The sequence below is a fragment of the Rhodoferax sp. TS-BS-61-7 genome (assembly GCF_002943465.1).
In the GTDB taxonomy this organism is placed as follows: Bacteria; Pseudomonadota; Gammaproteobacteria; order Burkholderiales; family Burkholderiaceae_C; genus Allorhodoferax.
Genome location: NZ_PTQY01000001.1, coordinates 530,100 through 556,224, shown reverse-complemented (window position 1 = coordinate 556,224; position 26,125 = coordinate 530,100). Strand labels below are relative to the sequence as shown.

The following is a 26,125-nucleotide window of genomic DNA, read 5'->3' as shown; positions in this document are numbered from 1 at the left end:
CGGTAAAGAACGGGCCTAGTCGGCAAAGTTCTTCACCTCTTCCGGGGTCGCAGCAGGGCCCTGCTTGGTCTGGCTGAAGCGTATGGCCGTCAGGTCACCGTTCTGGTCTTCGAGCCGGATGTCTTGCACGAAGCGCGCGCCGCTGAGTTCGATGCTCTTGAACACCTTGGTGAGTGCGGCATCGGTGGGGGCCAGGCGCAGCTGCCAACCCTCGGCGCCGACCAGTTTCCCGCTCATCTGAAAGCGCTGCGCCAGCAGGCTGACATCGCCTGACAGGAGTGCAAACAGAATGTCGTTGGCCAGCAGCAGCCCGGGCTCTTTTTTTGCATCCATCTTCAGGGTGGTAGTGCCCTGGCTCTGGGTGATGCCATGGCGCGTCAGCGTGAGGCGCGAATCAAACGGCGTGCGCGTGTGCCAGGATAGGCCGTGATCACGCCACAGCAGAAAGTCGCCGCTCGATACCAGCGCTTGCTTGAAGCCCGCCAGGCTCTTCTTCTGTTCGAATTGCCCGCGCAATAGAGGGGCGTCAGCCAGGCGCGCGGCAATGTCAGTGGCCAAGTCGGCGGCCTGGCAGGCTAGGGCTAGCCCGCCCAGGGCCAGTGCGAGTAACAGGCGTTTCATGGTTGCACCCCCAGTTTGTCCCAAAGGATCTGCGGACAGACGTACTGCATCTCGCGCGTGACGATCTCCAGCGCGACCTGGATGGTGTAAGCCTTGTTGAGCCGCTTGCCGGTGGCAGCGTCCGTCACCAGGTAGTCGATGCGCAGGCGGTTCTCCCACTCGGTGATCTCAGCGCGTACCTTGAAGGCTTGGCCATAGACCACCATGCCGGTGTACTTGAGGTGCATATGCACAATCGGCCAGGCATAGCCGGACTCGCGCATCTGCAGGTAGTCGTAGCCGTACTTCTGCAGCAGCGCGCAGCGGGCCACTTCCAGGTACTTCACGTAATTGCCGTGCCACACGATGTCCATGGGGTCCAGGTCATGGAAGGCTGGTGTCAGGGTGATTTCGTGGCTCAGATCAGGCTTCATACAGGGCCCATTGTTCGGATTGGATGCCGCGCACCAGGGCCAGCAATTCTTTGTCCAGCGCCCGGTCTTCCACCAGCAGCGGAATCTGGGCCTGCAGCGCAGCTTGCATGGCTTGCAGAGCTGGCGAGAGTTGCAGGTTGCGGTCCATGTCCTGGCGTAGGTTGAGGCCCTGGCGCGCGGCAACCAGCATGGCCGCCAGCACCTGTTCGGTGAGTTCGAGTACGCGCAGACAGTCGCGCGCGGCGATGGTACCCATGCTGACCTTGTCCTGGTTGTGGCATTCGGTGGAGCGGCTGAAGACCGAGGCCGGCATGGTCAGCTTGAGTGCCTCTGCGGTCCAGGCCGATACGCTGATCTGTACGGCCTTCAGGCCGTGGTTGATGGCAGCGCGCGGACCTTGTGCCGCTGATAGATTGGAGGGGAGGCCGTGGTTGAAGCGGGTGTCCACCAGCAGTGCCAGCTGCCGGTCCAGCAGATCGGCTACGTTGGCGACCGTGGTCTTCAGGCTGTCCATGGCAAAGGCGATGTGCCCACCATAGAAGTGGCCACCGTGCAGCACGCGTTCCTGCTCGCCGTCAATGATGGGGTTGTCGTTGGCGCTGTTGAGTTCGTTCTCGATCAGCGTGCGCAAGAAAGGCAAGGTGTCTTGAAGCACGCCCAGGACGTGCGGGGCGCAGCGCAGTGAGTAGCGATCCTGCAGCCGTTGTTCGTTGCGACTGGGGCGGTCGGATGCCAGGTCCTCGCGGATGCGCCGGGCCACCAGCTGCTGGCCGGCATGGGGTTTGACAGCAAAGAGTGCCTCGTCGAAATGGTGGGCATTGCCCGCGCTGGCCAGCACATTCATGGCGGTAATGCGGGTGGCGAGCTGGCACAGGTAGTTAGCGCGCGACCAGGCCAGGCAGGCCATGGCGGTCATGACGGCCGTGCCGTTCATGATGGCCAATCCCTCCTTGGGGCGCAGGCGCAGTGGCTGGATGCCGAGTGCCTGCAGCACCTCGGCTGCGGGTCGGACCTCGCCTTCAAACAGCACCTCGCGCTCGCCGCACAGCACGGCCGCCAGGTAGGACAAAGGGGTGAGGTCACCGCTCGCGCCGACCGAGCCTTCGGCAGGGATTTGGGGCAGCACATCGTGCTGGAGCAGGCGCGTGATCTGTTCCAGCAGTCCCACGCTGACGCCTGACATGCCTTGCGAGAGCGATGTCAGGCGCGTGGCCAGCACGGCGCGGGTTTCCTGCGGGCTCAGCATGCGTCCGGCGCCGCAGCCATGGTAGGCGTAGAGGTGGTGGGGCAGCTCGGGTACCAGCTCGGGCGGAATCGTGACCGTGCAGGAGTCGCCATAGCCCGTGGTGACGCCGTAGATCACACCGTCTTCGGCGAGCAGCCGGTCCAGGAACTCGGCCCCCTTGGCTATACGCCGACGGAAGACGATGTCGGTGGACAGTTGCACCGGACGCTGGCGCAGCGACAAGGCAACCACGTCCTCTATGCGCAGGCGCTGGCCGTCAAAGGTCACGGGCTCGGGATGGGGGTGTGTCATGGGTTTGCTCCCAGAAGGGGAAAAAGTTGAACCAGTCGTAAGGGGAGCGCACCAGCTGTGCGGTCACTGCCTGGACATACAGGCTGGCGTAATGCGCCATGGCCTGCTGCCGTGTGGCACGGGGTAGCAATACCTGCTGGGCCAGTAGCTCGAATTGCACGGCATAACCTGCGCCCTGGTGGATGCAACCGAGGAAGTACAGCGGGCATTTGAGTAAGCTGGCCAGGACATAGGGCCCCACGGGCAGCGGCGCCGGGTGGCCCAGGAAATCGATGCTTACGGTCTGACTGGCCAGCACGGGGACGCGGTCGCCGGCAATCACTACATACTCCCCTTGCCCAACCTTCTCGGACAGCAGCAGGGCGGTAGCCGGGCTGATCTCGGTGACCTCAAGTAGATGGACCTCGTTGCTGGGGTTGAGTCGTTTCAGGATGCGATTGAACTCGGTGGCGTGGCGGGTGTGCACCAGCACATGCAGGCGCAGCGTCTTGCCCTGCTCCGCCATGGCGCGGCATAACTCCAGGCAGCCCATATGGGCCACCACGATCAGGCCGCCCTGGCCCGAGTGCGAGGCCCGGTAGAGGGGCTCGCGCCCCTGGGTCTGCACACGTTGCAGCGGATAGCGCCCTGCCACGGCCAGCAATTTGTCCAGCAGCGTCTCTGCAAACAGCCGCATGTGACGCAGGGTGTCACGCCAGCTGGGCGCGCGCCCCAGTGCGCCCGTAGCCTGCTCCAGGCGCTGCAGATATTGCAGCGAGGCGCGGCGCAGAGCGGGGCGCAGTGCCCATTGGGTCAGGACTACCGGGTACAGGCAGAGTCGGAATGGCCAGTGTCCGAGGATGCGGTGCACGCCATAGAGGAACCATATACCCAGCACAAAGGTGCTTTCGCCCATGGACGCCCAGTGCAGGCCAGTGCGGGCGGACTTCATCGCGCTGCGCGCGTCCAGCGCCGCGCAATCAACATAGGGGCGCGCCACAACATACCGACAAACAGCCGGGCATGCATGGCGCTGATGAGCACATTGTCGCGAAACACCCGGAAGTGCGAAATGCCTCCGCGAGGGTAAAGCACTCGGGTGGGCAGGTTGACTAGGTGCATGCCGCGCCACACCAGACGCACCAGGATCTCGGTATCGAAATCCATGCGGCGCCCGATGTGCGTGGTGTCAAGCAGCGCGACCGTCTCGGCTAGAGGGTAAATGCGAAAGCCGCACATGGAGTCGCGGATCTCCAGTGACAAGGTGTTGATCCAGACCCAGACATGGGTGGCGTAGCGGCCGTAGAGCCGCGCTTTGGGGACGCTGTCGTCGTAGATAGGGCAGCCGCAGATCACTTTGTCGGGCTCGCGTTCGGCCTGCGCCACAAACAGAGGAATGTCGGTGAGTGCATGCTGTCCGTCCGCATCGATTTGCAGGGCGTGGGAGTGTCCGGCTGCTAGCGCTGTCCGCAGGCCTACCGCCATGGCCGCCCCCTTGCCGCTGTTGATCGGCAGGCGCACCAATTGCACATGCACAGGGTCGGCAGCTGCCAGGGCGTCGAGCACCTGGGCGCAGGCCGGGGTGCTGCCATCGTCCACGATGAAGCAGGGCAAACCTTGGCCGCGCAGTGCAGCCAGCACTGCACCCACAGTGTCGCCATGGTTGTACACGGGGATGACTGCGCAGGGGGTCATGTGGCGTCTCCCAGCACAACGCGACCAGTGGCGTGCTGCCCCGCGCTCGATTGCAGTGTGAACTCTAGGCGGCCGCGCTCGCGCAGAAAGTGCAGTTGCAACTGGACGACGCTGCCCGGAACAATCACGCGTTGGAATTTGAGCGCTTCCAAGCCGAGGAAGACGGGCGGCAGTGCGAACAGCATGCGGCCAAAGTACAGAGCCCACTCCACCTGGGTCACGCCGGGCAGGATGGGGGCTTGAGGGAAGTGGCCTTCGAACTGGGGGATGTCTTTGGCCACCACAATCTGAACCTGCGCATTCTGTTCGGCGCGAGTGATATAGGTGGCTTGCGGCAGCCGCAGGTCGAAGCAGCACTCCAGCGCAGCTTGGGTGGTCTTACCTTGGCTGTTGACCGGAAGGCTCCAGGCATAGCGCCAGCGCCGCGGCAGCGCGCTAGCCTCAATCTGACCAGCCACGCAGGCCCGCAGCAAACGGTTCAATGCCGACTTGCCCTGCTGCTGCAGCAAGGTCCAGCCCTTGGCATTGGGGGCGGCGACCACCGCCAGGGTGCTACGTGCACCGGGCAGGACGAAGGTCGCCACGGCCTCCAGGCAGCCCGAGGCCAGCAGGCCCGCGTCCAGGGCGGTTAGCGAGATCCGCTTCTCCTCGATCTTGACGATGCGGTCGCTGCGTCCCAGCAGCTCAAAGCCGTCTGCTTGCAGGGCAACCCGGTCGGTGCTGGCAAACCACTGGGTATCTGACAGATGCGCAGAGCGCACTTGCAGCAGGTCGTCTGCCACCTGGACTTCCACGCCTGGGAGTGGTGTCCAGCGAACTATGGATTCCGTTGCACACTGCCGCCAGGCAATGCCGCCGGTCTCCGAGCTGCCGTAAATTTCAATGGGCGTCTGCCCGGTCAGGCGCAGGCACTCATGCGCTGCCTCGGGGGACAATGCTCCTCCTGAGGAGAATACCGCGCGCAGGCCGGCCCGCTGCACCGAAGGCCAGTCCAGTTGGTCGGGTAGGCGCTTCAGGTGGGCCGGACTGGCTATCAGTACCGACGGACCTTGGGCCATAGCATCCACCATGGATTCCGGGTAAAGCAAGCGCTCGGCCTGCAGGGGGCGGCCTGAGGCCAAGGGCCACAGCACGCGAAACAGCAGGCCGTAGATATGCTGGTGCGATACGGTGCCCAGTACGGTCGCGTCGCTCGCCAAGGTGTCCCAGCACCGGGCTAGCGTGGCGACTTCAGCATCGAGCTGGCGCAGATGCTTGGGGATCGCTGCGGGCTCGCCATTGGAGCCTGAGGTGTAGACCACCAGCATGGTGGTCTCGGCGTCCAGCGCGTGCCATGGTGGCGTGCTGGCACCTTCGACTGGATTCAAGGGTGCGTACTCGGGGGAGAGCTGACCCGCAAAACCGTCCACCTGGTTGCGCAGACTGCCTAGCGTGGCGGGCAGCGCATCACCCGGCAGGTAGACCACCTTGCCGGCTTGCCATGCGCCCAGCAGCGCGGCGGCAAATTCCAGGGTATCTTCGAAATACAGGGCCCAGCGCTTGCCGGGTTGGGCCGCGCATGCGGCATACCAGGCGCCTGCCATGGCATGGAAGCGAGAGAAGTCGACCGCCGCGCCAGCCTGCCGCGCGACGGGGTGGTAAGCCGACCGACCGCGCGATAGCAGCTCAGCGATGGCACAAAAATCAGACATGGCGCGCTTTCACACGTTGGCGGACCAGCCATTCGCCGGCAAACAGCAGGCCCATAAGCACATAGGCAATCAGGCCGTTGTACAAGGCCCATACAGACTCGTTGGCCCACATGGCCGTTGCCATGGAGATGGCGCCATTAAGCGCAAAAAAGCCACACCACACCTGGGTCACCGTGCGCGTGTACGCCACACCGGCTGCGTTGAGCTTGGGCTCCCGCAGGCGTGCAATACGTTCAATCACCGTAGGAGGGTGCAACAGGCTGGCACCGAAAACGGCCAGCAGTACCCCACTCACAAGCACCGGGTAAAGCTTGAGCGGCAGCGCATGGTTACCCCAGACGCTCACGGCTGCCAGCAGCAGGGCACCCGCAGCCGCCACACGCCACATCCGGTCCGGGGTGGCAATCGCCCGTGCAATGGCGACGCCGGCCAACAGCAGGGCCAGCCAACGTGGTTCCCAACGGCCCAAGCCCACGTAGACCAGCAACGGGTAGAACAGCGTGAGTAAGCCAACGACCAGATTACGCATGGGATTCAGGTGGTCGGATCGTTCAGCAGTCCGTAGACGGTTTCCACCACATCGTTCAGTGTGCGCACGGATTTAAAGGCGTCGGGTTGCAGACGTTTTCCCAGCAGTGGGCGCAGCTGCACAATCATGTCGACCGCGTCGATGCTGTCCACATCCAGGTCTTCATACAGCCTGGCCTCCAGTCGGATTTTCTCTGCCGGAATATCAAAAATGTCTTGCAGAATGCTGCTCAGGCGTTCGAAGAGTTCGGTTTTTGTCATGGTGCGTGCTCAGCGAAATGGCAATCGAATGGAGGCTTACTGGGGGCTTGCGCTTGCGACAAAGGCCGCAAGGGCCTGGACGCTGGCAAAATGCGCTCGCGTTTCGGCCGAGTCTGCAGACAGACTGACGCCATAGCGTTTCTGTAGCGCCAGACCCAGTTCCAGCGCGTCGATCGAGTCCAGTCCCAGGCCCTCAACGAACAGCGCAGCGCCTGCTTCAATATCGTCCGGCCGGATGTCTTCAAGATTGAGCACATCGATGATGAGTTGCTTCAACTCTTGTTCAAGCGATTGCATGGCGGGGTTCTCCTGGGAAAAAGTAGTCGGTCAAAAACTGAGTAAGCTGCCGCGCGGCCAGCGCTTCGCTGGTGCCGGCCTGCAGGAAAGGCTGGATCGAAATATCCTCACCCACCCGCAGTTCAAAATGGGCGCGTCGCTGCGGCACCTTCCACCAGGGCAGGCCCTTGGTGAGCGTCTGGGGCTGACAACGGATATACACCGGGGTGATGTCCTGCTGGCAGCGGATGGCAATGTTGGCCGCACCGCGCTGCAGGAGCGCAGGCGCATCGGGGCGGGTGCGGGTGCCTTCGGGAAATACGATGAGGTTGCCGCCCTGCAGTAGCGAGTGCCGGCAATCTTCCAGCATGGCCGCGCCCGAGTCATTGCAAATATAGTCAGCGGCCCTCACTGGCCCGCGCGTGAAGGGGTTGCGCGCCAGGCTGCCTTTGACAATGCAGTCGGCATTGGGCAGCAAGGAAATCAGGAAGACTACATCGATCAAGGTGGGGTGGTTGGCCAGGATCAGCAGGCCATCGCGGTTTAGGCGCTCTTGCCCACGGATGTCAAAGCTCAGGACGCCCATTGCACGCATGAATCCGATGAACCAGCGAAACGTGTGGTGCACCGTTAGCCGGGACAGGCGAGACTCTTCTTGCCTGCTCAACCAGAAGCACTTGGACAGCAGTGGAAACCAGACCAAGCGCAGCACCAGTCCGCCCAGGCCGAAGAAGGCAAAGGACAGACCTGTGGCCAGTACGCGCCAAGCCCTCTCCAACCGCTCAAGCATGGCGACTCCAGACCCAGTGGCCCTGTTGCAGGGCCGCTTGTTCTGAGGTGAGAAAGCGCAGCACCGCAAGATCAGGCGGCAGTTCTGTCGGGGTGGCTGTGTCTGCTCGACGCAGCGAGATGCCTTGCGCGTCCGCCTGGGAGATGCGGCATGCCCAGGCTCTGGGAAATTCCTCGTGCGTAGCGTAGTGGCTGTAGACCGAGGGCAGGGGCTCGTCATAGACCACCAGCAGGACCGATTGCGCTCCGTCAGCCAATAGTCCCATGGCCTCCATGAAGGCCATGGGAGCCGTGGCGTCCCCAGCAGCCAGGGCGATGTAGTTGCTGGTATCTCCGCGCGCAATCGAATAGAGCGCACCGATTGCGTTGTGTACTGACAGGCTGAAAGAGGTGGGCGACAGGCTTTCCTGGCGGGCCAGGCTCTGCAGCAAGTCCACAGACCTGCGGATGTCGCCGTAGCGGGAGGCAAAGATGACGGGTTCGCCGCCTTGGGCGCCTTGGCACCAGTAGGCCGCTTGCAGTGCGGCCCGGCCCAACTGCTCTACGCGCCTGCGCATCATGGCCGGCATTTCGTCCAGCAACGGTTTGTCATTGGCGGTGATGGGCGTGGGGTGCGTCAGCCAGCGCTGCCAGGCCGTTTGATCGGCCAGTCCTGGCCCCCATGCGGCCCATTTATCGACGGAGAAACGATTTGACATACCAACGGCTGGCCTGCGGTGCACGCCAATTCACTCCTGGACTTTATTTTTTGCGGCAATACGACTGACTGCCGGATCGCGCACCTTGTGCATGCGCGCGTATGCGATGCCTAAATCTTCAGCAGCTCGATACGAATCGCTTCATTGAGGTCCTGGACCCAGCGGTTGTAAAACGGGTGGATGAGCGTCTGTCCGTCGCGCTCCATCACATTCATATTAACGGCGTCTTTAAATAGTAGGGAGTACTTGTCACCTCTGAGTACGATGCTGACGGTAACAGTGTGCTTGTTGCGCACTACCAGCGTGGCTATCAGGGCGTCTCCGTCCAGGGCCACCGTCCAGCTCTTGGAGGCAGCGGCTGCGCGAATGGCCTGTTTGGCTGCATCGGCAGATACCAGCTTGCCCGAATTGCTGGCCAGTTGCACATTCTCGTAGTTCACGACAGGCACAGAACCCCGGGCTTGGGCTGTACCCGTCAGAGCGATAAAAACCAAGGCCAGCAGCGGCAAAAATCGTGTCATAGAAACTCCCTTGCTTATAATTTTGCATCAGAGATTATGAGGCATCTCACCCGAAATCCATCTCTTGGTAGGCACTAATTGGCCATGCCCCCTAGAGTGAGCTGGTGACTGGCTTGCCCCTTCAAGACTGTATTTCGCAGATCCTCGAGAACTTCAGTAGCGCTGCCAAAAGGCGCAAATAAATCCACGTCCGCACCTGTGCACCGCTTTGCCAATAGCCTGACGCCAGCTGATGGGGCGCAGCACTGTAACGCTGGACAACCTTGTCTGACAGTTTGGTCCATGAAACATAGGCAATTGGCGCGTTGTCGCGCATGTGGGGTCTTGCCTGATCCAGCACCAGAGACGGCAGTACTCGCCACTATTGCTCACTGATTAAGGTATATCGCATTGTGTTGAGCTGCAACATTAACCAAGTAATTGCACCCAGCAAAGGTAACTTGCTTATCACACGTTGGACCTGCGCCTTGAGTTGCACAGAAAACTCAGCAGCCTATTAAGGCGTCATGACACTATCGACGGATTTCTTGGATTCAGAGGTTGTGTCTGTCGTGGGTACCGGCACCAACGCCCCATAGCTCTGGGTCTTGAAGACTGCACTCTCAGTGGCGTTACCCTCTATCGCATAGGCTTAGCTTTCATTGTAGGCGTGGCCTGCCGCACCGGCCCCTAACTGGGCGGCTATCTAGCACTGGTCTGCCCCTTAGGCCAGCATTTGTTGCATATTGCCCAGCTGGGTTTGCACCTGCCAGGCCGGGGCGATGCCGACGTTCTCGGTCAATACTTCAAACAGGCGTTGGGCCAGGTTGTTGCCCTGTATTGCTTCCCGGTATTCCCATCGAGATCGGCATTGCCACCGCTTGGATCGCAACAACAAATAGCAGCGAGAACTTCTTTGGATTCCTTCTTGGAGTGACTATTGCCCCTGCGTACTTTGTTTAAAAAACCTGCTGTCTGTACACACAGGGCCGTAAGTACGAAAAAGAGCTGACGGTTCTCATTAAGGAGATTGCGCAGATTTGGGCTGAGACAATGCAACATTCATCCGCCCGAGTGGCGGGTCTTCATCAGAACGGTGGCCGGGTTTGGACTGGAATACGCACCGTTGCAATTTGGTCCGCACCACGGATTTTCAGGTTATCCGGGGTGTCGATGGTTGGAAGTGGGCTGGTACGCATAGGAATTGGTGTTGGTTGCAAACCATTCACTAAAGCGGGCATTCGGGTACGACTGCAGATGGCCCCTAACTGGAATTAGCAACCGTCAAGAATACGAACAGCATCAATGCTTTTGATCTTGTTAAGGTTATCCGTTTGAACCGTTAAGGACACGGAGTTGCGGATGCAAATTGCGCTAGATTCAGTCATTGAGCAGTTCAAAGATTGCCCCATTGGGTTTTGAACGCAACTTCCACCAAGCTTTCCAACGTAGCTTTTCAGATTCTCCGAATCTGTACCGTAAGGAAACTTGGCATTCAAAGCGCCTGTGAGGGCGGGAAAGGGACGTACGGGACTCTTGATTTGGCTTGGTGTAAGCCCTTTAGGATAAAGCGTTTCCATGGCAATTCGTTTCCTGTTGTCTTTCCCGAGCAAGGATCATCTGGAAAACATAAGGGCAACAGATAGGAGCGCGAACAGTTGCATGAGAGGCTAATGTACTAACTGAGTGTACGGGAGCAGGCTTGGTCCCTAGGCAAGGTTCGTCGCTCTAAACCTGCTATTCGTGGATGTCGGCGGCTGGCCCGAAGAAGACCAAACATTGAGCATTATTCGCAGTCCGCAGATTCCGCTGTTACAGTTTAAAAAAAGCCTCTAGCGCCCATCCCATATGCGCGAGCAGCTACAAAATAAATAGCGAAATGCGGCCTCTGGCCAGTTCGGTTATCCGGCTCAAAACCGGATCTTCCCGGTCCAGATGTCCCGGTACATGCACCAGTCGCCCATAAAGCTGTAGAGCGGGCGCTTGAAGCTGGCGGGCTTGTTTTTCTCAAAGCCAAAGTGGCCGACCCAGGCAAAGCCGTAGCCGCACAACAGGCCGTACAAAAGGTACTGCGGCTTGCCGGTGGCCAGCAGCATGGCCAGGCACAGCAGGGTGAGGGTGGAACCCACAAAGTGCAGGCGGCGGCAGGTGGTGTTGCTGTGTTCGCCCAGATAAAAGGGATAGAACTCCGCAAAGCTGTGGAAGCTGCGCGGATCCACGGCGGTGGGGCTGGGGGTGTTGGTGGCGTCCATGGTCGCTCTCCTGATCGGTAGTGCGCCATGGTCGGGCACCGGGTAGGCGCTTGGCAAGCGCACTTGCCCTAGGGGCTGGCCAAAAACTGTCGCATGGCGGACAGGGTTTGCTCCGGGGCTTCGGTCATCTGGTGGTGGCCCACGGGCACCATTTGCAGCTCGGTGCGTGCGGTGCGTTGGCGGGCTGCGGCCAGCAAAACCTGCGCGGCCTTGGGTGTGGTCATCTGGTCTTGTTCGCCCAGCACAAACAGTACCGGGCACAGCACCTGCGCCATGGCCTCTTCGCCACGCGCGTAGTTGTTGCAGGCCGAGAAACCGCGGTGGAACACATTAACGGCCGTGTTGCTGGCTAGCACCCGGCGGCCCAGCGCCATGCTGCCGCCATAGACCCAGGTGCCCGGCCCCAGCGCCGACGGTGGCGCGGCCAGCGTGCTGCGCGAAAACACGTTCACCATGGTCAGCGCTTTCATCGGGTCGCTGAGCGAGGTCTCCAGCAGCGCGGGCGACACCTTCATGGGGTAGGCCGTGCCTACCAGCACCAGATGGCTTGCGCGTTCTTTCAGGCGTGAAGCCGCTTCCAGTGCAATCAGCGAGCCCCAGCTGTGGCCCACCAGCGCGGCTTTGTTTATGCCCGCGGCATCCAGCAGCGCGACGATGAAGTCCGCCGCTTCTTCCACGGACGAGGGCGCTTCGCCCCCGCTGCGGCAGTGGCCGGGCAGGTCCACGGCCAGCACGTTGTAGCCGTGGTTTGCCAGGTAGCGGCTCTGCAGTGCCCACACGCTATGGTCATTGAGCACGCCGTGGATGAAGACCACGGTGGGTTTGGCGGCATCAAAAGGTTTGCCACCGGTGTAGCAATAGGCGGTGGCACCGTTGACGGTGAGCTGCATTACGCACCTGCCTTTTCTGCGGCCTTGAGCGCGCGTTTCAGGTCGTCAATCAAATCATCCGGGTCTTCCAGGCCTATGGACAGGCGGATCGTGCCCTGGGTGATGCCCCCGGCGGCCAGCGCCTCGTCGCTCATGCGGAAGTGGGTGGTGCTGGCGGGGTGAATGACGAGGCTGCGGCAGTCGCCCACATTGGCCAGGTGGCTAAAGACCTTGAGGGTCTCAATGAACTTTTTGCCTTGCTCGCGGTTGCCCTTCAGGTCAAAGCTGAAGACGGAGCCCGCGCCCTTGGGCAGCAGTTTTTTGGCCAGCGTGTGGCTGGGGTGGCTCTCCAGCAGCGGGTGGCCCACGCGGCCCACAAAGGGCTGGCTGGCCAGAAACTCCACTACCTTTTCGGTGTTGCTGATGTGGCGCGCCATGCGCAGGCCTAGCGTTTCGATGCCCTGCAAAATCAGCCAGGCGGTGTGCGGGCTCATGCAGGCGCCAAAGTCGCGCAGGCCTTCGCGCCGCGCGCGCAGCAGGAAGGCGCCCACGGTGCTTTCCTCGCTGAAGTTCATGTTGTGGAAACCCTCGTAGGGCGCGGCCAGCTCGGCAAAACGGCCCGTCGCCGCATGGGCGCGGGCCCAGTCAAAACTGCCGCCGTCTACCACTACGCCACCAATCACCGTGCCGTGGCCGCTCAGGAACTTGGTAGCCGAGTGGTAGACCAGATCGGCCCCCTGCGTAAAGGGCTGCACCAGCCAGGGGGAGGTGAGGGTGGAGTCCACCAGCAGCGGCACACCGACCTCGTGCGCAATCTGCGCAATGGTGGGCGTGTCCAGCACGTCCAGCCCGGGGTTGCCCACCGTCTCGCCAAAAAACAGGCGTGTGTTGGGCCGCACGGCGGCGCGCCAGCCGTCCACATCGCCGGGCTTCACAAAGGTGGTGTCAATGCCAAAGCGGCGCAGCGTGTAGTGCAGCAGGTTTTGCGAGCCGCCGTACAGCGCGGTGCTGGCGACGATGTGGCCGCCCGCGCCCATGAGGGTGGCCACCGCCAGGTGCAGCGCGGCCTGGCCGCTGGACGTGGCAATGGCGCCAATGCCGCCTTCGAGCGCGGCCATGCGCTGCTCAAACACGGCGTTGGTCGGGTTGCTGATGCGGCTGTAGACGTGGCCCGCGCGCTCCAGGTTGAACAGCGACTGCGCGTGCTCGCTGGACTCGAACACAAACGAGGTGGTCAAGTGGATGGGCACAGCGCGGGCGCCTGTGGTGGGGTCGGGCGCGGCACCGGCGTGCAGGGCCAGGGTGTCAAAGCCGGGGTCAGCGTAACCAGGCATGGGGTTCTCCGGTGAAAGTCACTTGGTAATCGGGATGAAACTGGGGCATTGTGGGCTATATTTGATGCTCAGTTTCAACCCCAGTGTCACGAGGAAGTCCCCATGAAAGTCAGCGATATCCTGCGCGTTAAAGGCGGTACGCTTTTCACCACCACGCCGGAAGACACCCTGGCCGATGCCGCCCAGCTCATGGCTGAAAAAGACATTGGCTCACTGGTGGTGATTTCGCACGGCCTGGTGGTGGGCATGCTGACCTTCCGCGAAGTGATCCAGGCGGTCGTCAAAAACGGTGGCAGCTTCGGCACCACCACCGTGTACCGCGCCATGGACCCCGGCCCGCTGACCTGCACCATGGAAACCGAGATGGACGAGGTACGCCGCATGATGCTGGACCGCCACGCGCGTTACATGCCCGTGATCGACAACCGCATGCTGATGGGCGTGGTTAGCTTCTATGACGTGGCCAAGGCCGTGGTGGACAGCCAGAACTTCGAGAACAAGATGCTCAAGGCCTACATCCGCGATTGGCCCGAAGGCGAAGACGCCAAGCCCGAGGCAGAGAACACCTAAGAGTTCGCCGCCGGGCCGCCCCAAGGCGAGCTAGCCCCCTCGGGGGGCAGCGGCCCGCGCAGCGGCGGAGCGTGGGGGCCTACTCACTGGCGTGGATCATGTCCCGCACACGCGGGTAAATCTGCTGGTTCCACTTGCGCCCGCTGAACACACCATAGTGCCCCACACCGGTCTGCACATGGTGTGTTTTTTTATACGGGCGCACGCTGCTGCACAGGTCCTGCGCGGCCACCGTCTGGCCCACGGCACAGATGTCATCGCGTTCGCCTTCCACCGTCATCAGCGCCGTACGGCGGATGGCGGCAGGGTTGACGATGCGGTCTTTGTAGGTGAGCTTGCCCAGCGGCAGGTCGTAGGTTTGGAAGACTTTCTCTACCGTCTCCAGGTAGAACTCGGCCGGCAGGTCGTTCACGGCCAGGTACTCGTCGTAGAACACACGGATGATGTTGGCCTTCTCCACATCACCATTCACCAGGTGCTGGTACAGGTCCTTGAAAGACTGTTTGTGGCGGTCCAGGTTCATGCTCAAAAACGCGCTGAGCTGCACAAAGCCCGGGTAGACACGGCGCATGTAACCCGCGTGGGGCAGCGGTACATGGCTGATGAGGTTTTTCTCGAACCATTCAATCGGTTTGCTCACCGCCAGTTTGTTCACCTCGGTGGGGTTCACGCGACAGTCTACGGGGCCGGCCATCAGCGTCAGGCTGCGTGGCTGGGCCGGGTCGTCGTCCTCGGCCATGATGGCCGTGGCCGCCAGTGCTGCCACACAGGGCTGGCAAACCGAAATCACATGCGTGCCGGGCCCAATGGTTTGGGTGAAACGGATCATGTGGTCGATGTAGTCGTCCAGCCCGAAGGCGCCATGGCGCAGCGCCACATCGCGGGCGTTGTGCCAGTCGGTAATAAAAACGTCGTGGTCTTGCAGCAGGGTGCGTGCGGTTTCACGTAGCAACGTGGCAAAGTGGCCGGAGAGCGGCGCCACCAACAGCACCTTGGGCTGGGGTTCGGTGATGGGCTCCTGCTTTTCAAAGTGCAGCAAGGTGCCAAAGGGCATGGTCAGCACAGCCACTTCGGCTACCGGAATATCGCGCTCACCCACCTTCACGCTGTCAATCCCATAGGCCGGGCGGGTGTGGGTGAGGCGCAGGCGCGATAGCACTTCCATACTCGCCGCCATCTTGCGCAGCATGCTGCCTTCGGTTTGGCTCATCCACAGCGAGGCGCCCAGGCCTTGCGCCATCAGCCGCAGGGGAGAGGTGAAGTCGGACTGGGTTTGGTAAGCCTGGTACAGCATGGTGGGTCCTGGGGTCAAAGCGGCTTGTGGCCGGATGGCCTATGCGCAGGCAAGTTATGGGCCAATGTGTTGGCACAAGCCTTGCGACGGAATGGGCATCACTTTCCCGCAGGAGGGCATTCCATGGCCAAGGCAGTACTGACCATCAGCAGCAAAAACTACGGTGCCTGGGCTTTGCGGGGTTGGCTGATGGCCAAGCTGGCAGGTCTGGACTTCACCGAAAAAGTGATTTCCCCGGATGACCCCGCCATGAAGGCCGAGATGTTGCTGCTCTCCAGCAGCATGCTGGTGCCCTTTTTGCAGCACAACGGCGTCACCGTGTGGGACACGCTGGCCATTGGCGAATACCTTAACGAGATCAAGCCCAAGGCCGGCCTGCTGCCGGCCGACATCAAGGCCCGTGCCCACTGCCGCGCGGTGTGCGGCGAAATGCATTCGGGCTTTGCCTCCATGCGCGGCTCGCTGCCCATGAACCTGAAGGCGCACTTTCCCAAGTTCAAGGTGTGGTCGCGCGCGCGGGCCGATGTTGACCGCGTGCTGGCGATCTGGAAAGACTGCTTGCAGCACTACGGCGGCCCCTACCTGTTTGGCAAACAACCCTGCGTGGCCGACGCGATGTACGCCCCGGTGGTGACGCGTTTTCTGACCTACGACGTGGCCATCGACAAAGAGGCTGCGGCCTATTGCAAACGCATCATGGCGCTGCCCGCCATGCAAGAGTGGATCACCGCCGCCAAGGCCGAGCCCGAGGAAATTGACGAGCTCGACGCGGAGTTCTAAGCCCCCACGCTCCACCGCTGCGCGGGTCGCTGCCCCCCGAGGGGGCTAATTCCGCTTGGGGCGGCCCGGCGCGGAATTGCCGTTCACGCCCAAGGCGTGGGCGCTGGCACCGCACACACCGGGTCCACGTCAATCGACTTGAAGTCTGCCGGGGAGACGATTTCCAGGTACTCCATGTCGGGCGAGTAGTCGAATAGGAAGTGGCGGATGCCCGGGCGCTGGTGTACCACGTCACCGGCCTGCACCAGCGTCTCTTTGTCTTCGTACATGAACTTGGCCCAGCCCTTGGTCATGATGACGATCTGGAAATCTGCCTCATGGCGGTGCCATCCGGTGCCTGTTTCTGGTGCCATGTTCGCCTTAACCAGGTGCGCAATCACCTTGCCGTGCGTCGCCTCGGCAATGCCCAGGTCCTTGTACAAAAAGAAATCGCGCAGTCCGCCAGAGACAAACTGTGTGTCTTCGGGCTTGACGTGGGAAAACTGCGTGGTGGTGCGGTCTAGCATGGCTCACTCCTGTTCAAACAAGCTGAAAACACTGAAATGGTGCGCTGCAGCACGATGCATAAAGTGTTCCAGCCCGCAGGGCGGTGCGGCGCGGTCTGGGATAATTCGGCCACTATGAGCGGCAACACCTTCGGACACCTTTTCACCGTCACCAACTTTGGTGAATCCCACGGCCCGGCCATTGGCTGTATCATTGATGGCTGTCCCCCGGGCATGGCGCTGTCCGAGGCCGACATCCAGATTGACCTGGACCGCCGCCGCCCCGGCACCAGCCGCCACGTGACCCAGCGCAACGAGCCCGATGCGGTGCAGATTCTCAGCGGTGTGTACCAGGGCAAAACCACCGGCACGCCGATTGCGCTGTTGATCCAGAACACCGACCAGCGCAGCAAGGACTACGGCAACATTCTGGAGACCTTCCGCCCCGGGCATGCCGATTACAGCTACTTCCAAAAATACGGCATCCGCGACCCGCGTGGTGGTGGCCGTTCCAGCGCGCGCCTGACCGCGCCCATGGTGGCCGCCGGTGCGGTGGCCAAAAAGTGGCTCAAGGAAAAATACGCCACAGAATTCCGCGGCTGCATGACCCAGGTGGGCGAGTTGCCGATTGCGTTTGAGAGCTGGGACCACGTGCCCCACAACCCCTTCTTTGCCCCCGTGGCCGATGTGCAGGCGCTGGAAGACTACATGGACGCACTGCGCAAGGCGGGCGACTCCTGCGGCGCCAAGATCCGTGTGAGCGCCACCAACGTGCCCGTGGGCCTGGGCGAGCCGCTGTTTGACAAAATGGACGCCGACATTGCCTACGCCATGATGGGTATCAACGCGGTCAAGGGCGTGGAAATTGGCGCCGGTTTTGCCAGCGTGTCGCAGCGCGGCACCACGCACGGCGACAGCCTCACACCCAACGGCTTTGCCAGTAACAACGCCGGCGGTGTGTTGGGCGGCATCACCACCGGGCAAGACCTGGAGGTGAGCATTGCCATCAAGCCCACCAGCTCCATCATCACGCCACGCGACTCGATTGACTCGCAGGGCAACCCCACTCAGGTGATCACCAAAGGCCGGCACGACCCCTGTGTGGGCATACGCGCCACGCCGATTGCCGAGGCCATGCTGGCCCTAGTGGTGATGGACCACGTGCTGCGCCACCGCGCGCAGTGCGGTGACGTGGTGCCTGCGCTCACGCCCATCGCAGGCAGCATTTGAGTACGGTGGCCGCGTCCCCGGCACAGCCCGGCCAGCAGCGGCGCCAGATCATGCCGTTTGCCGCGCTGACCGCGGCCTACTGCGCCCACGCGGGCTTTTTTAATCCGTTTTTGCCGCTGTGGCTCAAAGACCTGGGTCTGAGCCTGGTGGTCATCAGTGTGTTGACCTCGGTGCAGGCGGCCACGCGCATGTTTGCGCCCTACGCCTGGGGCACGCTGAGCGACCGCACCGGTGAGCGCGCCAAGCTGCTGCGCTGGGGTGCGGTGATTGCACTGGTGGCCTCGGCCGGGCTATGGTTCGACGGCGGTGTGTGGTGGCTGGCGGTGGTGTTGCTGGTGATGTTCACCCAGACCAGCGGCATGATGCCCATGACTGAAGCGGCCGTGGCCCATGTGGTGAGCCAGGGCGGCACCTTTGACACCAAGCTCTATGGCCGCGTGCGTCTGTGGGGTTCGCTGGGTTTTATGCTGGCGGTGCTTGGGGCCGGGGCCTGGTTTGAGCACGTGGGCATGCGCAGCTTTCCGCTCATCGTGACGGTGAGTCTGGCGGTGCTGGTGGTGTTTGCCTACCGCATGCCCGATGTGAAAGAGGCGCACCACGCCACGGCGGGCGCGGTCTCGCTGCCCATCGGCCCAGTGCTGGCGCAGCCGGCCGTGCGCTGGTTGTTTGCCTCGGTGTTTTTCCATGTGCTGTCACACATGGGTATCTACACCTTCTTTTCGCTCTACATGGACTCGCTGGGCTACAGCAAAACCATGATTGGTTTGCTCTGGGCGGTGTCGGTCACGGTGGAGATTGGCTGGTTTTTTACCCAGAGCCGCTGGATGCCCAAGGTCAGCCTGACCGGCTGGCTGGTGCTGTGTGCGGTGGTCATGGTGTTTCGCATGGCGGTTACCGCATCGCTGGCCTCGGTGCTGTGGGTGCTGGTGCTGGCGCAGGCGCTGCATGCGCTCACCTTTGCGGCCCACCACAGTGCCTGCATTGCGCTGGTGTCGCACCACTTTCCGGGCAGCCTGCGCGGGCGGGGCCAGGCGCTGTACATCATCATTGGTTATGGCATCCCCGGCGTGTTGGGTGGGCTGCTGGGTGGCCAGCTCAGCCAGCATTGGGGGCTGGACAGTGTGTTCTGGGGCACCTCGGCCATGGCCGTGCTGGCTACCGGTTGTGCCTACAAAGTTTGGCGCCTGCGCCACCCGGCGGCACTGCCCGCCGCGTAAACCTTTTTCTTCAAGGACGTTTTCATGAAAACAGCGCTCATCCTCAACGGCCCCAACCTCAACCTGCTGGGCACCCGCGAGCCCCAGGTCTACGGTTCGCAAACCCTGGCCGACGTGCAGGCCTTGTGTGAGCGCGCTTGCCAGACCCATGGGTTCACGCTGGACTTTCGCCAAAGCAACCACGAGGGCACGCTGGTGGACTGGCTGCACGAAGCCGGACAGCTGCATGCCAAAGGCCAACTGGCCGGTGTGATTTTGAACGCGGGTGCCTACACGCACACCAGCGTGGCGTTGCACGACGCCATCAAGGGCACCGGCATCACGCTGATCGAGCTGCACATCAGCAATGTGCATGCGCGCGAGGCGTTTCGCCACCACTCCTACATCTCGCCCGCGGCCAAGGCCGTGATGGCGGGTTTTGGCGTCAACGGGTATGCGCTGGCCGTGGCCGGTCTGGCCGGCATGCAAGCCTAAGGGCGTTTGCCTGCGGCGTTGGCGCGCACATAGGCTTGTGCCAGCGCGTTGATGTCCACCTTTTTGAGCCCCGCGTTCAGTGCCTGCAGCATGGCCTGGGCGCGTGTGCCAGAGTTAAAACACACATACAGCGGCAGCCGCGACGTGGTGAGCTGCTTGGCCAGCTCCAGGCCGTGCAGGTCATGTTCTCGCTGCAGGTAGTTGAACACCTGGGTATCGACCGATGCATAGTCCACCCGCTGCGCCAGCACCTTGCGCAGGTTGGCCAAATCGTTCATGGCCACATCCACCTGCACCGCTTTGTTTTCCATCAGCGCGGTGAGCTCCGGGCCGTTGTCGTAACCCTCCACCACGCCCATGCGTTTGCCCTGCAGGTCTTTGGCGGTTTGCCATTGCTGGCGGTGGCCTTTGCGCTGTGCCAGGCCAAACTGGTAGTAGCCAATCGGGTCGGAGGTCAGCCCTTTGGCTGCGCTGCATTCGGCGCGTGAGGCGGAGTAGAAGCCCAACACGGTGTTGCCACCGCTCATGGCCGCTTTGACCGCACGGTTCCAGGGGTAGACCTGCACCTGTACCGTGTGGCCGTTGTGGGCATAGGCCTGGCGCAGCACCACGGACAGAAAACCTTGCTGGGCAATGGCGCCGGAGTAGGGCGGCCAGTCCAAGGTGGTGAGTTGGACTTCCTCGGCGTTGGCGGCGGTGGTCCCGCTCCATGCCAACAGCATATTGCACAGCAGTGCCCAACGCAGCGGTTGGCACCAAGTCGGGCGGGGTATCAGACGTTCCAAAAAATTAAACCGATGGATGGGCCATTCTGGCACCAAAAACTGCGGGCAGATGGGGGCTCAGGGTTTCCACGCGGGCGTCTGGAAGGCCTGGACCAGAAAGTCCACCATGGCGCGCACCTTGCCCGGCAAATGTTTGCGCGTGGGGTACACCGCATGGACGCCCAGCGTGGGACCTTGCAGATGTGGCAACACCCGCACCAATCGCCCCGCGCGCACGTCGTCGCCCACCAGAAAACCGGGCTGGTAAATCAGGCCCTGGTCGGCCAGCGCGGCGGCGCGGCAGGTGTCGCCGCTGTTGGCGCGCAGGCGCGGATGGGTGGCCACGCTGTGGGGTTGGCCCTGGGCGTCGGTCAGCGTCCACACATCACCACCCGACCACCACGAGTACGCCATCACGCTGTGCGCCGCCACATCGTCCAGCGTGGTGATAGGCGGCGCGGCGCGCAGGTAGGCGGGTGAGGCACACAGCAGCACCTGGTCGTGTGCCAGCGTGCGCGAGACCAGAGACGAACTGGCCAAGAGCGCAATACGCACCGCCATGTCAAAGCCTTCGTCCACCAGGTCCACCACGCGGTCTGTCAGGGTGATGTCCAGCTCCACCTGCGGGTGCAGCTTCAAAAACTCACCCCACAGTGGCGCCAGGTGCATGTTGCCAAAGGTGAGCGGCGCGTTGATCTTGAGGCGCCCGCTCACCACGCCGGTGCCTGCGCTCACGGCCGCGTTGGCATCGTTCACGTCTTCCAGAATCTGGCGGCAGCGCTCCACATATTCGCTGCCCGCGTCGGTGAGCGAGAGGCGGCGTGTGGTGCGGTTGAGCAGGCGGGTGTTGAGGGTCGCTTCGAGCTCCAGCACCAGGCGCGAAACCACGGCCTTGGAGGTGTCCAGCCGCTGCGCCGCCTGCACAAAACTGCCGGCCTGCACCACGGCCACAAAGGCCTGCATCTGGCGAAACTGGTCCATGGCGGTGGCCGCGGCTTTGGTGCCTCAGGGCACGATGGTGGTGAACAAATAGGTGGCCAGCAGCACCAGGTGCACCACACCCTGCAGCACCGTGGTGCGCCCGGTGCTGAGCGACAGGCTGGAGACAAACAATGACAGGAGTAACAGCACGCTGGACTTGATGTCCAGGCCCAGCGTCAACGTCCAGCCCGTGGCCAGCGACACGATGGCAACTGCCGGAATGGTGAGGCCAATGCTGGCCAGGGCCGAGCCCAGCGCCAGGTTCAGGCTGGTCTGCAGGCGGTTGGCACGGGCCGCGCGGTAGGCGGCCAGGCCTTCGGGCAACAGCACCACCATGGCGATGATGATGCCCACCACGGCCTTGGGTGCACCGGCGCCGGCCACGGCGGCCTCGATCGTGGGGGCCAGTGCCTTGGCCAACAGCACCACGGCCACCAGGCCCAGCAACAGCAGGCCCGCGCTGGTGGCGGCCAGTTTGCCGCTGGGCGGGTTGGCGTGGGCTTCTTCGTCGGTCTTGGCGTCGGGGGGCAAAAAGTAGTCGCGGTGGCGCACGGCCTGCACCAGCACAAAGGTGCCGTACAGCACCAGCGAGACGATGGCCACAAAGGCCAACTGGCTAGGGCTGTAGACGGGGCCGATCACGCTGGTGGTGTAGTTGGGCAGCACCAGCGTGAGCACCGCAATGGCGGCCAGTGTGGTGAGGGATGCACTCACGCCCAGCTGGCCAAAGGTTTGTTCGCGGTAGCGGCTGCCGCCGGCCAGCAGGCAAATGCCCACGATGCCGTTCAGGATCAGCATCACTGCGGCAAACACGGTGTCACGCGCCAGTGCCGTGGTTTCGGGGCCACCGGCCAACATCATGGAAACGATCAGCGCCACTTCGATCACCGTGATGGCCAGCGCCAGCACCAGCGTGCCATAAGGCTCGCCCACCTTGTGCGCTACCACCTCAGCATGGTGCACGGCGGACAGCACCGTGCCCACCAGCCCAGCCGCCAACAGCGCCACCCACCAGCCACCGGCCACACCCAGCAGGCTGCCCCCCAACAACACCCAGCCCACCACGGGCCAGGCTACAGACCAAAGGGGGAGGGGGGCTTGTTGTTGCATGGGTGGTCTTTCTTCAGAAAACGGGCTGGACAGGCCTATTGTCAATAAAACAAGGACATTGAATCAATAGCTTGCTTATTTATCTTTGGTTTGTGGACTTTTACAGTGCAGTCATCACTTTTGAACCCCTGAAGGATGTTGCCATGACCACCTTGCCCAGCCTGTTTGTCTCCCACGGCGCGCCGCTGTTTGCGGTGGACGCTGGTACCACCGGCCCCGCACTGCAGGCCTGGGGCGCCACGTTGCCGGCCGACCTGCGCGGCATTGTGATCATGTCGCCCCACTGGATGGCGCGCAGCCCCGCGGTGATGACCACGCCGCAGCCCAGCACCTGGCACGACTTTGGCGGCTTTCCGCCCGCGCTGTACGAATTGCAGTACCCCGCACCGGGCAGCCCGGCGCTGGGCCTGGAGGTGATGGCGGCGCTCCAAGCCGCAGGTATCACCGCCCAGCCCGACGACCAGCGCCCGCTGGACCATGGCACCTGGGTACCGCTGATGCACATGTTGCCGCAGGCGAATGTGCCGGTGGTGCAAGTGGCCCTGCCACTGGGTTATGGCCCGCGCGAGGTGTATGCCATGGGCGCGGCCCTGGCCGGTCTGCGCGCGCAGGGGGTGTTGGTCATGGGGTCGGGCAGCATGACGCACAACCTGGGTGAGTTTTTTGGTGGCGAGCGCGCCGTGGCGCCTTATGTGACCGAGTTCAGCCGCTGGATCGAAACCCAACTGAGCACCGGCAACCTGGACGCGCTGCTGGCCTACCGCGCCCAGGCGCCGCACGCCAGCCGGGCCCACCCGAGCGACGACCACTTTCTGCCGCTGTTCTTCGCGCTGGGCGCCGCGGGGGCCGATGCGCGGCCCAGCTACCTGAGCCGCGAGGTGATGTACAGCATGCTGGCGATGGATGCATTCACCCTGCAGTGAGCCGTGGTTTGAGTGCCAAAAGTGCCTCTAGCCCTTATGGAATATGCGCAAGCAGCTCCTGATTCAGGAGCGTTTTGCAGGCTAGGGGTAGCTACCACTGGGGCACATGTGGCTTGATTTATTTTCGATTATTTCGAATTTGTCATATTTCTTTGTAAAAATAGGGGCCTGAACAACTTTGGCGCAGCACATGTGCTGAACCTCCATGGCCCACCCCAGCGCAGCACCCAGCCACACGCTCCCCGCATTACACGGGCTGTTTGAGCAACTCAAAACCACCTTTGCGCAACACGTGGAGGTGGCCGACGGCCCCGCTACACGTGTGCTGCGTGTGGCCGGGCTGGAGCTGCCGCTGCCGCTGCCATCTGCGGTGGGCAGCTCCCAAAACCTGGTGGACACCGTGTGTGAACGGCTGGCAGAGGTGGCCGCGTTTGGCATCACCACGGCGCTGACCGATGGGTCTGCCCAGGGCACCCGGCGGCGCATGGAGCTGGTGAGCGCCCTGGCCTTGCTGGAGACCACCGCCGGCACACCCATGGCGCAAAGCACCGCCCGCCGTGCAGACGCCACCGGCGACCTGCTCACCACGGCCGAGGTGGCCACCCAGCTGGGCATGAGCCGGCCATATGTCTCCATGTTGTGTGACCAGGGCAAGCTGGGCGAAGTGACGCGCTCCGAGGGCGGCCACCGCCGCATTGCCAAACAGGCGGTCGATGCCTACTTGCGTGCCCACGCCCAGCCGCCGCGCCCAACCCCTTTGCCCTGAATCGCCATGGAACACTCTGTCAGTCTTATCACCACCCTGGCCGCCGGTTTTGGCCTGGCGCTCATCCTGGGGTTTGTTGCGGTGAAGCTGAAGTTTCCCGCGCTGGTGGGTTACCTGCTGGCCGGCATCATGATTGGCCCGGCCACGCCGGGTTTTGTGGCCGACGCGCAGATTGCCTCGCAGCTGGCCGAGGTGGGCGTGATGCTGCTGATGTTTGGCGTGGGCCTGCACTTCTCCATCGACGACCTGATGGCGGTGCGCAAGATTGCCTTGCCTGGCGCGGTGGTGCAGATTGGGGTGGCCACGGCGCTGGGTGCAGGCGTGGCCTTGTTTTGGGGCTGGTCGCTGGGGGCGGCGCTGGTGTTTGGGGTGTCGCTGTCGGTAGCCAGCACCGTGGTGCTGCTCAAGGCGCTGGAGAGCCAGGGCCTGACGGATGCCACCGATGGCCGCATCGCCATTGGCTGGCTGGTGGTGGAAGACCTGGCCATGGTGTTGGTGCTGGTGCTGTTGCCAGCCCTGGCGCCTTCGCTGGGGGGCAGCGCCATAGAGACCGGCCGCAGCACCGCCATGACGATTGCCATCACGCTGGCGCAGGTGGGCGGTTTTGTCGCCTTCATGCTGGTGGTGGGGCGGCGCTTGTTTCCGTGGATCCTGTGGCAGGTCACCAAAACCGGCTCGCGCGAGTTGTTCACCCTGAGTGTGGTGGCCGCGGCGGTCAGCATTGCCTATGGTTCGGCGGCGCTGTTTGGCGTGTCGTTTGCGCTGGGGGCCTTTTTCGCCGGCATGGTGCTGCGCGAGTCGGAGTTCAGCGCCCGCGCGGCCGAGCAAACGCTGCCGCTGCAAGACGCGTTTGCCGTGTTATTTTTTGTGTCGGTGGGCATGTTGTTTGACCCCATGGTCATCGTGCAGGAGCCGCTGCGGGTGCTGGCCACGGTGGCGGTCATTATTTTTGGCAAAACCCTGGCGGCGGTGGTGCTGGTGCTGGCCCTGGGCTACCCGGCGCGCACGGCGCTGGTGGTGGCGGCCAGCCTGGCGCAGGTGGGGGAGTTCTCGTTCATTCTGGCGGGCCTGGGCATGGCGCTGGGCCTGCTGCCCACCGAGGGTAACAGCCTGATTCTGGCCGGCGCGCTGATCTCGATTGCGCTGAACCCGCTGGTGTTTAGTGCGGTGCAACCGGTGCTGCGCTGGCTGCAGCGCCACCCCGGGTTGGCCGCGCGGCTGGAGCTGGCCGCCAACCCGTTGGCCGAGCTGCCCATGAGCACCGATGCCAAGTACCTCGCCAACCAGGTGGTCATCGTGGGCTGGGGGCGTGTGGGCAAGCTGATTGCCAAGGCGTTGACGACGCAGGGTATTCCGTTTGTGGTGGCCGAATCCAACCGCGACGCGGTGGAGGCGCTACGTGCCCAGGGCATCCCCGCCGTGTGGGGCGATGCAACGGAGCCCATGGTGCTGGTGCAGGCGCACATCCACGAGGCGCGCGCCCTGGTCATCGCTACACCCGAGACCATCCAGGTGCGCGGCATGGTGGAGGTGGCCCGCACGCTGAACCCGCTGATCCATGTGATCGTGCGCAGCCACAACGTGGAGGAGGCCGAGCGGCTGGAGAACGACGGGGCGGGCAGCGTGTTTGTGGGCGAAAGCGAGCTGGCCAAGGCGATGATTGCCAGCGTGCTGGAGGTGGTGCCGCCTGTGGGGGGCTCACGCCACTAAAGGGCAGGCCTCTCGCGCGGCTGCGGCCCCTGGCCGATGCCATCCAGATCGCCGAGACCCTGGCCGCGGGTGACCTGAGACATGACTTTGAAAACACCCGCGTCGTCCGCGGACATCGTGCAGGCCAGCACCCACAGCTCGCGCAAGGTGGTGGACATCATTGCCGTGATTGAAGGCATCTCGTTTCAGACCAACATCCTGGCGCTGAACGCCGCGGTGAGCAACACCGCCACCGCCGCCACCGCCATGAGTCAGCGCGTGCGCGAGCGGCAGAGCGCGGTGGACCAGTTCAAGGTGTAAGGCCTCCCATTTTTACATGATTTAGGGCTCTAGCCCTCTTGGGATGTGCGCGAGCAGCTATTGAATTAGGAGCAAATG

The 26,125-nt window shown here is 62.8% G+C and carries 30 protein-coding genes and 1 pseudogene; 9 read left to right on the top strand and 22 right to left on the bottom strand.

The window, feature by feature from the left end:
* Positions 1–15: 15 nt before the first annotated feature.
* The 17 genes from C5F53_RS02650 to C5F53_RS02575 form a co-directional block, all read right to left on the bottom strand.
* A complete protein-coding gene (locus C5F53_RS02650; RefSeq protein ID WP_105259765.1) occupies positions 16–621 on the bottom strand; it encodes an outer membrane lipoprotein carrier protein LolA in 606 nt (201 codons plus the stop codon).
* Positions 618–1,034, bottom strand: a complete 417-nt coding sequence (locus C5F53_RS02645) for a thioesterase family protein (protein ID WP_105259764.1) — start codon at positions 1,032–1,034, stop codon at positions 618–620. The genes C5F53_RS02650 and C5F53_RS02645 overlap by 4 nt, the downstream gene beginning before the upstream one ends.
* Positions 1,024–2,571 carry a histidine ammonia-lyase gene (gene hutH / locus C5F53_RS02640; RefSeq protein WP_105259763.1) on the bottom strand — a complete coding sequence of 516 codons (1,548 nt, stop codon included), beginning with the start codon at positions 2,569–2,571 and terminating at the stop codon, positions 1,024–1,026. The genes C5F53_RS02645 and hutH overlap by 11 nt, the downstream gene beginning before the upstream one ends.
* Complete coding sequence (locus tag C5F53_RS02635; RefSeq protein ID WP_105259762.1) at positions 2,537–3,502, bottom strand: acyltransferase; 966 nt, start codon at positions 3,500–3,502, stop codon at positions 2,537–2,539. The genes hutH and C5F53_RS02635 overlap by 35 nt, the downstream gene beginning before the upstream one ends.
* Positions 3,499–4,245, bottom strand: a complete 747-nt coding sequence (locus tag C5F53_RS02630) for a glycosyltransferase family 2 protein (RefSeq protein ID WP_105259761.1) — start codon at positions 4,243–4,245, stop codon at positions 3,499–3,501. Before C5F53_RS02630 ends, C5F53_RS02635 begins: the two co-directional genes overlap by 4 nt.
* Positions 4,242–5,936 (bottom strand): AMP-binding protein, encoded by a 1,695-nt coding sequence (locus C5F53_RS02625; RefSeq protein WP_105259760.1) that lies wholly within the window; start codon positions 5,934–5,936, stop codon positions 4,242–4,244. Before C5F53_RS02625 ends, C5F53_RS02630 begins: the two co-directional genes overlap by 4 nt.
* Positions 5,929–6,465 (bottom strand): hypothetical protein, encoded by a 537-nt coding sequence (locus C5F53_RS02620; RefSeq protein ID WP_201740774.1) that lies wholly within the window; start codon positions 6,463–6,465, stop codon positions 5,929–5,931. Before C5F53_RS02620 ends, C5F53_RS02625 begins: the two co-directional genes overlap by 8 nt.
* A 5-nt stretch (positions 6,466–6,470) precedes the next feature.
* Positions 6,471–6,725 (bottom strand): acyl carrier protein, encoded by a 255-nt coding sequence (locus tag C5F53_RS02615; protein ID WP_105259758.1) that lies wholly within the window; start codon positions 6,723–6,725, stop codon positions 6,471–6,473.
* A 36-nt stretch (positions 6,726–6,761) separates the two neighbouring features.
* Entirely contained in the window at positions 6,762–7,022 is a 261-nt protein-coding gene (locus C5F53_RS02610) for a phosphopantetheine-binding protein (protein ID WP_105259757.1), read from the bottom strand.
* Positions 7,009–7,791 (bottom strand): 1-acyl-sn-glycerol-3-phosphate acyltransferase, encoded by a 783-nt coding sequence (locus tag C5F53_RS02605; RefSeq protein WP_105259756.1) that lies wholly within the window; start codon positions 7,789–7,791, stop codon positions 7,009–7,011. The genes C5F53_RS02610 and C5F53_RS02605 overlap by 14 nt, the downstream gene beginning before the upstream one ends.
* A complete protein-coding gene (locus tag C5F53_RS02600; RefSeq protein ID WP_105259755.1) occupies positions 7,784–8,488 on the bottom strand; it encodes a beta-ketoacyl synthase chain length factor in 705 nt (234 codons plus the stop codon). Before C5F53_RS02600 ends, C5F53_RS02605 begins: the two co-directional genes overlap by 8 nt.
* A gap of 110 nt (positions 8,489–8,598) precedes the next feature.
* Positions 8,599–9,009, bottom strand: coding sequence for a hypothetical protein (locus tag C5F53_RS02595; protein ID WP_105259754.1), 411 nt, complete (start codon positions 9,007–9,009; stop codon positions 8,599–8,601).
* 121 nt (positions 9,010–9,130) lie between these two features.
* Positions 9,131–9,361 carry a toxin-activating lysine-acyltransferase gene (locus tag C5F53_RS20755; RefSeq protein WP_370446706.1) on the bottom strand — a complete coding sequence of 77 codons (231 nt, stop codon included), beginning with the start codon at positions 9,359–9,361 and terminating at the stop codon, positions 9,131–9,133.
* Positions 9,362–9,712: 351 nt separating this feature from the next.
* The gene (locus C5F53_RS20230) at positions 9,713–9,886 is read right to left on the bottom strand and encodes a hypothetical protein (RefSeq protein WP_161499871.1); all 174 of its coding nucleotides are present in this window, start codon (positions 9,884–9,886) and stop codon (positions 9,713–9,715) included.
* A 1,012-nt stretch (positions 9,887–10,898) separates the two neighbouring features.
* Positions 10,899–11,240 (bottom strand): Mpo1-like protein, encoded by a 342-nt coding sequence (locus C5F53_RS02585; RefSeq protein WP_105259752.1) that lies wholly within the window; start codon positions 11,238–11,240, stop codon positions 10,899–10,901.
* 68 nt (positions 11,241–11,308) lie between these two features.
* On the bottom strand, positions 11,309–12,130 hold the full coding sequence (locus C5F53_RS02580; protein ID WP_105259751.1) for an alpha/beta fold hydrolase: 822 nt from the start codon (positions 12,128–12,130) through the stop codon (positions 11,309–11,311).
* The gene (locus C5F53_RS02575; RefSeq protein ID WP_105259750.1) at positions 12,130–13,443 is read right to left on the bottom strand and encodes an O-acetylhomoserine aminocarboxypropyltransferase; all 1,314 of its coding nucleotides are present in this window, start codon (positions 13,441–13,443) and stop codon (positions 12,130–12,132) included. Before C5F53_RS02575 ends, C5F53_RS02580 begins: the two co-directional genes overlap by 1 nt.
* A gap of 102 nt (positions 13,444–13,545) precedes the next feature.
* Here C5F53_RS02575 and C5F53_RS02570 point away from each other — a divergent pair, with 102 nt between their 5' ends.
* Positions 13,546–14,013, top strand: coding sequence for a CBS domain-containing protein (locus tag C5F53_RS02570; RefSeq protein WP_105259749.1), 468 nt, complete (start codon positions 13,546–13,548; stop codon positions 14,011–14,013).
* A gap of 79 nt (positions 14,014–14,092) precedes the next feature.
* Here the strand turns inward: C5F53_RS02570 and C5F53_RS02565 are convergent, their stop codons facing one another.
* Complete coding sequence (locus tag C5F53_RS02565) at positions 14,093–15,307, bottom strand: polyhydroxyalkanoate depolymerase (RefSeq protein ID WP_105259748.1); 1,215 nt, start codon at positions 15,305–15,307, stop codon at positions 14,093–14,095.
* Between the two features lie 123 nt (positions 15,308–15,430).
* Here C5F53_RS02565 and C5F53_RS02560 point away from each other — a divergent pair, with 123 nt between their 5' ends.
* A complete protein-coding gene (locus C5F53_RS02560; RefSeq protein ID WP_105259747.1) occupies positions 15,431–16,087 on the top strand; it encodes a glutathione S-transferase in 657 nt (218 codons plus the stop codon).
* Between the two features lie 83 nt (positions 16,088–16,170).
* Here the strand turns inward: C5F53_RS02560 and C5F53_RS02555 are convergent, their stop codons facing one another.
* Positions 16,171–16,593: a cupin domain-containing protein gene (locus C5F53_RS02555; protein ID WP_105259746.1), complete on the bottom strand. Its 423-nt coding sequence runs from the start codon at positions 16,591–16,593 to the stop codon at positions 16,171–16,173.
* 114 nt (positions 16,594–16,707) lie between these two features.
* On the opposite strand from C5F53_RS02555, the gene aroC reads away from it, so the two are divergent.
* Genes aroC through aroQ form a run of 3 tightly spaced genes read left to right on the top strand, consistent with a single transcriptional unit; the run spans position 16,708 to position 19,493 of the window.
* A complete protein-coding gene (aroC, locus tag C5F53_RS02550; protein ID WP_105259745.1) occupies positions 16,708–17,802 on the top strand; it encodes a chorismate synthase in 1,095 nt (364 codons plus the stop codon).
* A gap of 5 nt (positions 17,803–17,807) precedes the next feature.
* Positions 17,808–19,019 carry an MFS transporter gene (locus C5F53_RS02545; RefSeq protein ID WP_370446705.1) on the top strand — a complete coding sequence of 404 codons (1,212 nt, stop codon included), beginning with the start codon at positions 17,808–17,810 and terminating at the stop codon, positions 19,017–19,019.
* A 24-nt stretch (positions 19,020–19,043) separates the two neighbouring features.
* Positions 19,044–19,493 carry a type II 3-dehydroquinate dehydratase gene (gene aroQ / locus C5F53_RS02540; RefSeq protein ID WP_105259744.1) on the top strand — a complete coding sequence of 150 codons (450 nt, stop codon included), beginning with the start codon at positions 19,044–19,046 and terminating at the stop codon, positions 19,491–19,493.
* Here the strand turns inward: aroQ and C5F53_RS02535 are convergent.
* The 3 genes from C5F53_RS02535 to C5F53_RS02525 all read right to left on the bottom strand — a co-directional run bounded on the left by C5F53_RS02535 (position 19,490) and on the right by C5F53_RS02525 (position 22,348).
* Entirely contained in the window at positions 19,490–20,215 is a 726-nt protein-coding gene (locus C5F53_RS02535) for an ABC transporter substrate-binding protein (protein WP_105259743.1), read from the bottom strand. The two genes, aroQ and C5F53_RS02535, sit on opposite strands and share 4 nt — an antisense overlap.
* Positions 20,216–20,335: 120 nt before the next feature.
* Entirely contained in the window at positions 20,336–21,238 is a 903-nt protein-coding gene (locus C5F53_RS02530) for a LysR family transcriptional regulator (protein WP_105259742.1), read from the bottom strand.
* Between the two features lie 24 nt (positions 21,239–21,262).
* On the bottom strand, positions 21,263–22,348 hold the full coding sequence (locus tag C5F53_RS02525) for a calcium:proton antiporter (protein ID WP_105259741.1): 1,086 nt from the start codon (positions 22,346–22,348) through the stop codon (positions 21,263–21,265).
* 143 nt (positions 22,349–22,491) lie between these two features.
* On the opposite strand from C5F53_RS02525, the gene C5F53_RS02520 reads away from it, so the two are divergent.
* The 4 genes and pseudogenes from C5F53_RS02520 to C5F53_RS02505 form a co-directional block, all read left to right on the top strand.
* Positions 22,492–23,271, top strand: a complete 780-nt coding sequence (locus C5F53_RS02520; protein WP_105260372.1) for a class III extradiol ring-cleavage dioxygenase — start codon at positions 22,492–22,494, stop codon at positions 23,269–23,271.
* A gap of 205 nt (positions 23,272–23,476) precedes the next feature.
* Positions 23,477–24,037, top strand: coding sequence for a helix-turn-helix domain-containing protein (locus tag C5F53_RS02515; protein ID WP_105259740.1), 561 nt, complete (start codon positions 23,477–23,479; stop codon positions 24,035–24,037).
* 6 nt (positions 24,038–24,043) lie between these two features.
* Positions 24,044–25,747, top strand: coding sequence for a YbaL family putative K(+) efflux transporter (ybaL, locus tag C5F53_RS02510; RefSeq protein ID WP_105259739.1), 1,704 nt, complete (start codon positions 24,044–24,046; stop codon positions 25,745–25,747).
* Positions 25,748–25,879: 132 nt separating this feature from the next.
* Positions 25,880–25,966: pseudogene (locus C5F53_RS02505) on the top strand (methyl-accepting chemotaxis protein); the annotation flags it as partial.
* Positions 25,967–26,125 lie beyond the last annotated feature (159 nt).

Bases quoted from the DNA above. Each gene is read 5' to 3' on its own strand.
- C5F53_RS02650 (WP_105259765.1), bottom strand. From the start codon at position 621: ATGAAACGCCTGTTACTCGCACTGGCCCTGGGCGGGCTAGCCCTAGCC.
- C5F53_RS02625 (WP_105259760.1), bottom strand. From the start codon at position 5,936: ATGTCTGATTTTTGTGCCATCGCTGAGCTGCTATCGCGCGGTCGGTCG.
- C5F53_RS02515 (WP_105259740.1), top strand. From the start codon at position 23,477: ATGGCCCACCCCAGCGCAGCACCCAGCCACACGCTCCCCGCATTACAC.
- C5F53_RS02580 (WP_105259751.1), bottom strand. From the start codon at position 12,130: ATGCAGCTCACCGTCAACGGTGCCACCGCCTATTGCTACACCGGTGGC.
- ybaL (WP_105259739.1), top strand. From the start codon at position 24,044: ATGGAACACTCTGTCAGTCTTATCACCACCCTGGCCGCCGGTTTTGGC.
- C5F53_RS02560 (WP_105259747.1), top strand. From the start codon at position 15,431: ATGGCCAAGGCAGTACTGACCATCAGCAGCAAAAACTACGGTGCCTGG.
- C5F53_RS02570 (WP_105259749.1), top strand. From the start codon at position 13,546: ATGAAAGTCAGCGATATCCTGCGCGTTAAAGGCGGTACGCTTTTCACC.
- C5F53_RS02525 (WP_105259741.1), bottom strand. From the start codon at position 22,348: ATGCAACAACAAGCCCCCCTCCCCCTTTGGTCTGTAGCCTGGCCCGTG.
- C5F53_RS02535 (WP_105259743.1), bottom strand. From the start codon at position 20,215: ATGCTGTTGGCATGGAGCGGGACCACCGCCGCCAACGCCGAGGAAGTC.
- C5F53_RS02635 (WP_105259762.1), bottom strand. From the start codon at position 3,502: ATGAAGTCCGCCCGCACTGGCCTGCACTGGGCGTCCATGGGCGAAAGC.
- aroQ (WP_105259744.1), top strand. From the start codon at position 19,044: ATGAAAACAGCGCTCATCCTCAACGGCCCCAACCTCAACCTGCTGGGC.
- C5F53_RS02600 (WP_105259755.1), bottom strand. From the start codon at position 8,488: ATGTCAAATCGTTTCTCCGTCGATAAATGGGCCGCATGGGGGCCAGGA.
- aroC (WP_105259745.1), top strand. From the start codon at position 16,708: ATGAGCGGCAACACCTTCGGACACCTTTTCACCGTCACCAACTTTGGT.
- C5F53_RS02565 (WP_105259748.1), bottom strand. From the start codon at position 15,307: ATGCTGTACCAGGCTTACCAAACCCAGTCCGACTTCACCTCTCCCCTG.
- C5F53_RS02610 (WP_105259757.1), bottom strand. From the start codon at position 7,022: ATGCAATCGCTTGAACAAGAGTTGAAGCAACTCATCATCGATGTGCTC.
- C5F53_RS02615 (WP_105259758.1), bottom strand. From the start codon at position 6,725: ATGACAAAAACCGAACTCTTCGAACGCCTGAGCAGCATTCTGCAAGAC.
- C5F53_RS02620 (WP_201740774.1), bottom strand. From the start codon at position 6,465: ATGCGTAATCTGGTCGTTGGCTTACTCACGCTGTTCTACCCGTTGCTG.
- C5F53_RS02575 (WP_105259750.1), bottom strand. From the start codon at position 13,443: ATGCCTGGTTACGCTGACCCCGGCTTTGACACCCTGGCCCTGCACGCC.
- C5F53_RS02630 (WP_105259761.1), bottom strand. From the start codon at position 4,245: ATGACCCCCTGCGCAGTCATCCCCGTGTACAACCATGGCGACACTGTG.
- C5F53_RS02645 (WP_105259764.1), bottom strand. From the start codon at position 1,034: ATGAAGCCTGATCTGAGCCACGAAATCACCCTGACACCAGCCTTCCAT.
- C5F53_RS02585 (WP_105259752.1), bottom strand. From the start codon at position 11,240: ATGGACGCCACCAACACCCCCAGCCCCACCGCCGTGGATCCGCGCAGC.
- C5F53_RS02530 (WP_105259742.1), bottom strand. From the start codon at position 21,238: ATGGACCAGTTTCGCCAGATGCAGGCCTTTGTGGCCGTGGTGCAGGCC.
- C5F53_RS02520 (WP_105260372.1), top strand. From the start codon at position 22,492: ATGACCACCTTGCCCAGCCTGTTTGTCTCCCACGGCGCGCCGCTGTTT.
- hutH (WP_105259763.1), bottom strand. From the start codon at position 2,571: ATGACACACCCCCATCCCGAGCCCGTGACCTTTGACGGCCAGCGCCTG.
- C5F53_RS02605 (WP_105259756.1), bottom strand. From the start codon at position 7,791: ATGCTTGAGCGGTTGGAGAGGGCTTGGCGCGTACTGGCCACAGGTCTG.
- C5F53_RS02555 (WP_105259746.1), bottom strand. From the start codon at position 16,593: ATGCTAGACCGCACCACCACGCAGTTTTCCCACGTCAAGCCCGAAGAC.
- C5F53_RS02595 (WP_105259754.1), bottom strand. From the start codon at position 9,009: ATGACACGATTTTTGCCGCTGCTGGCCTTGGTTTTTATCGCTCTGACG.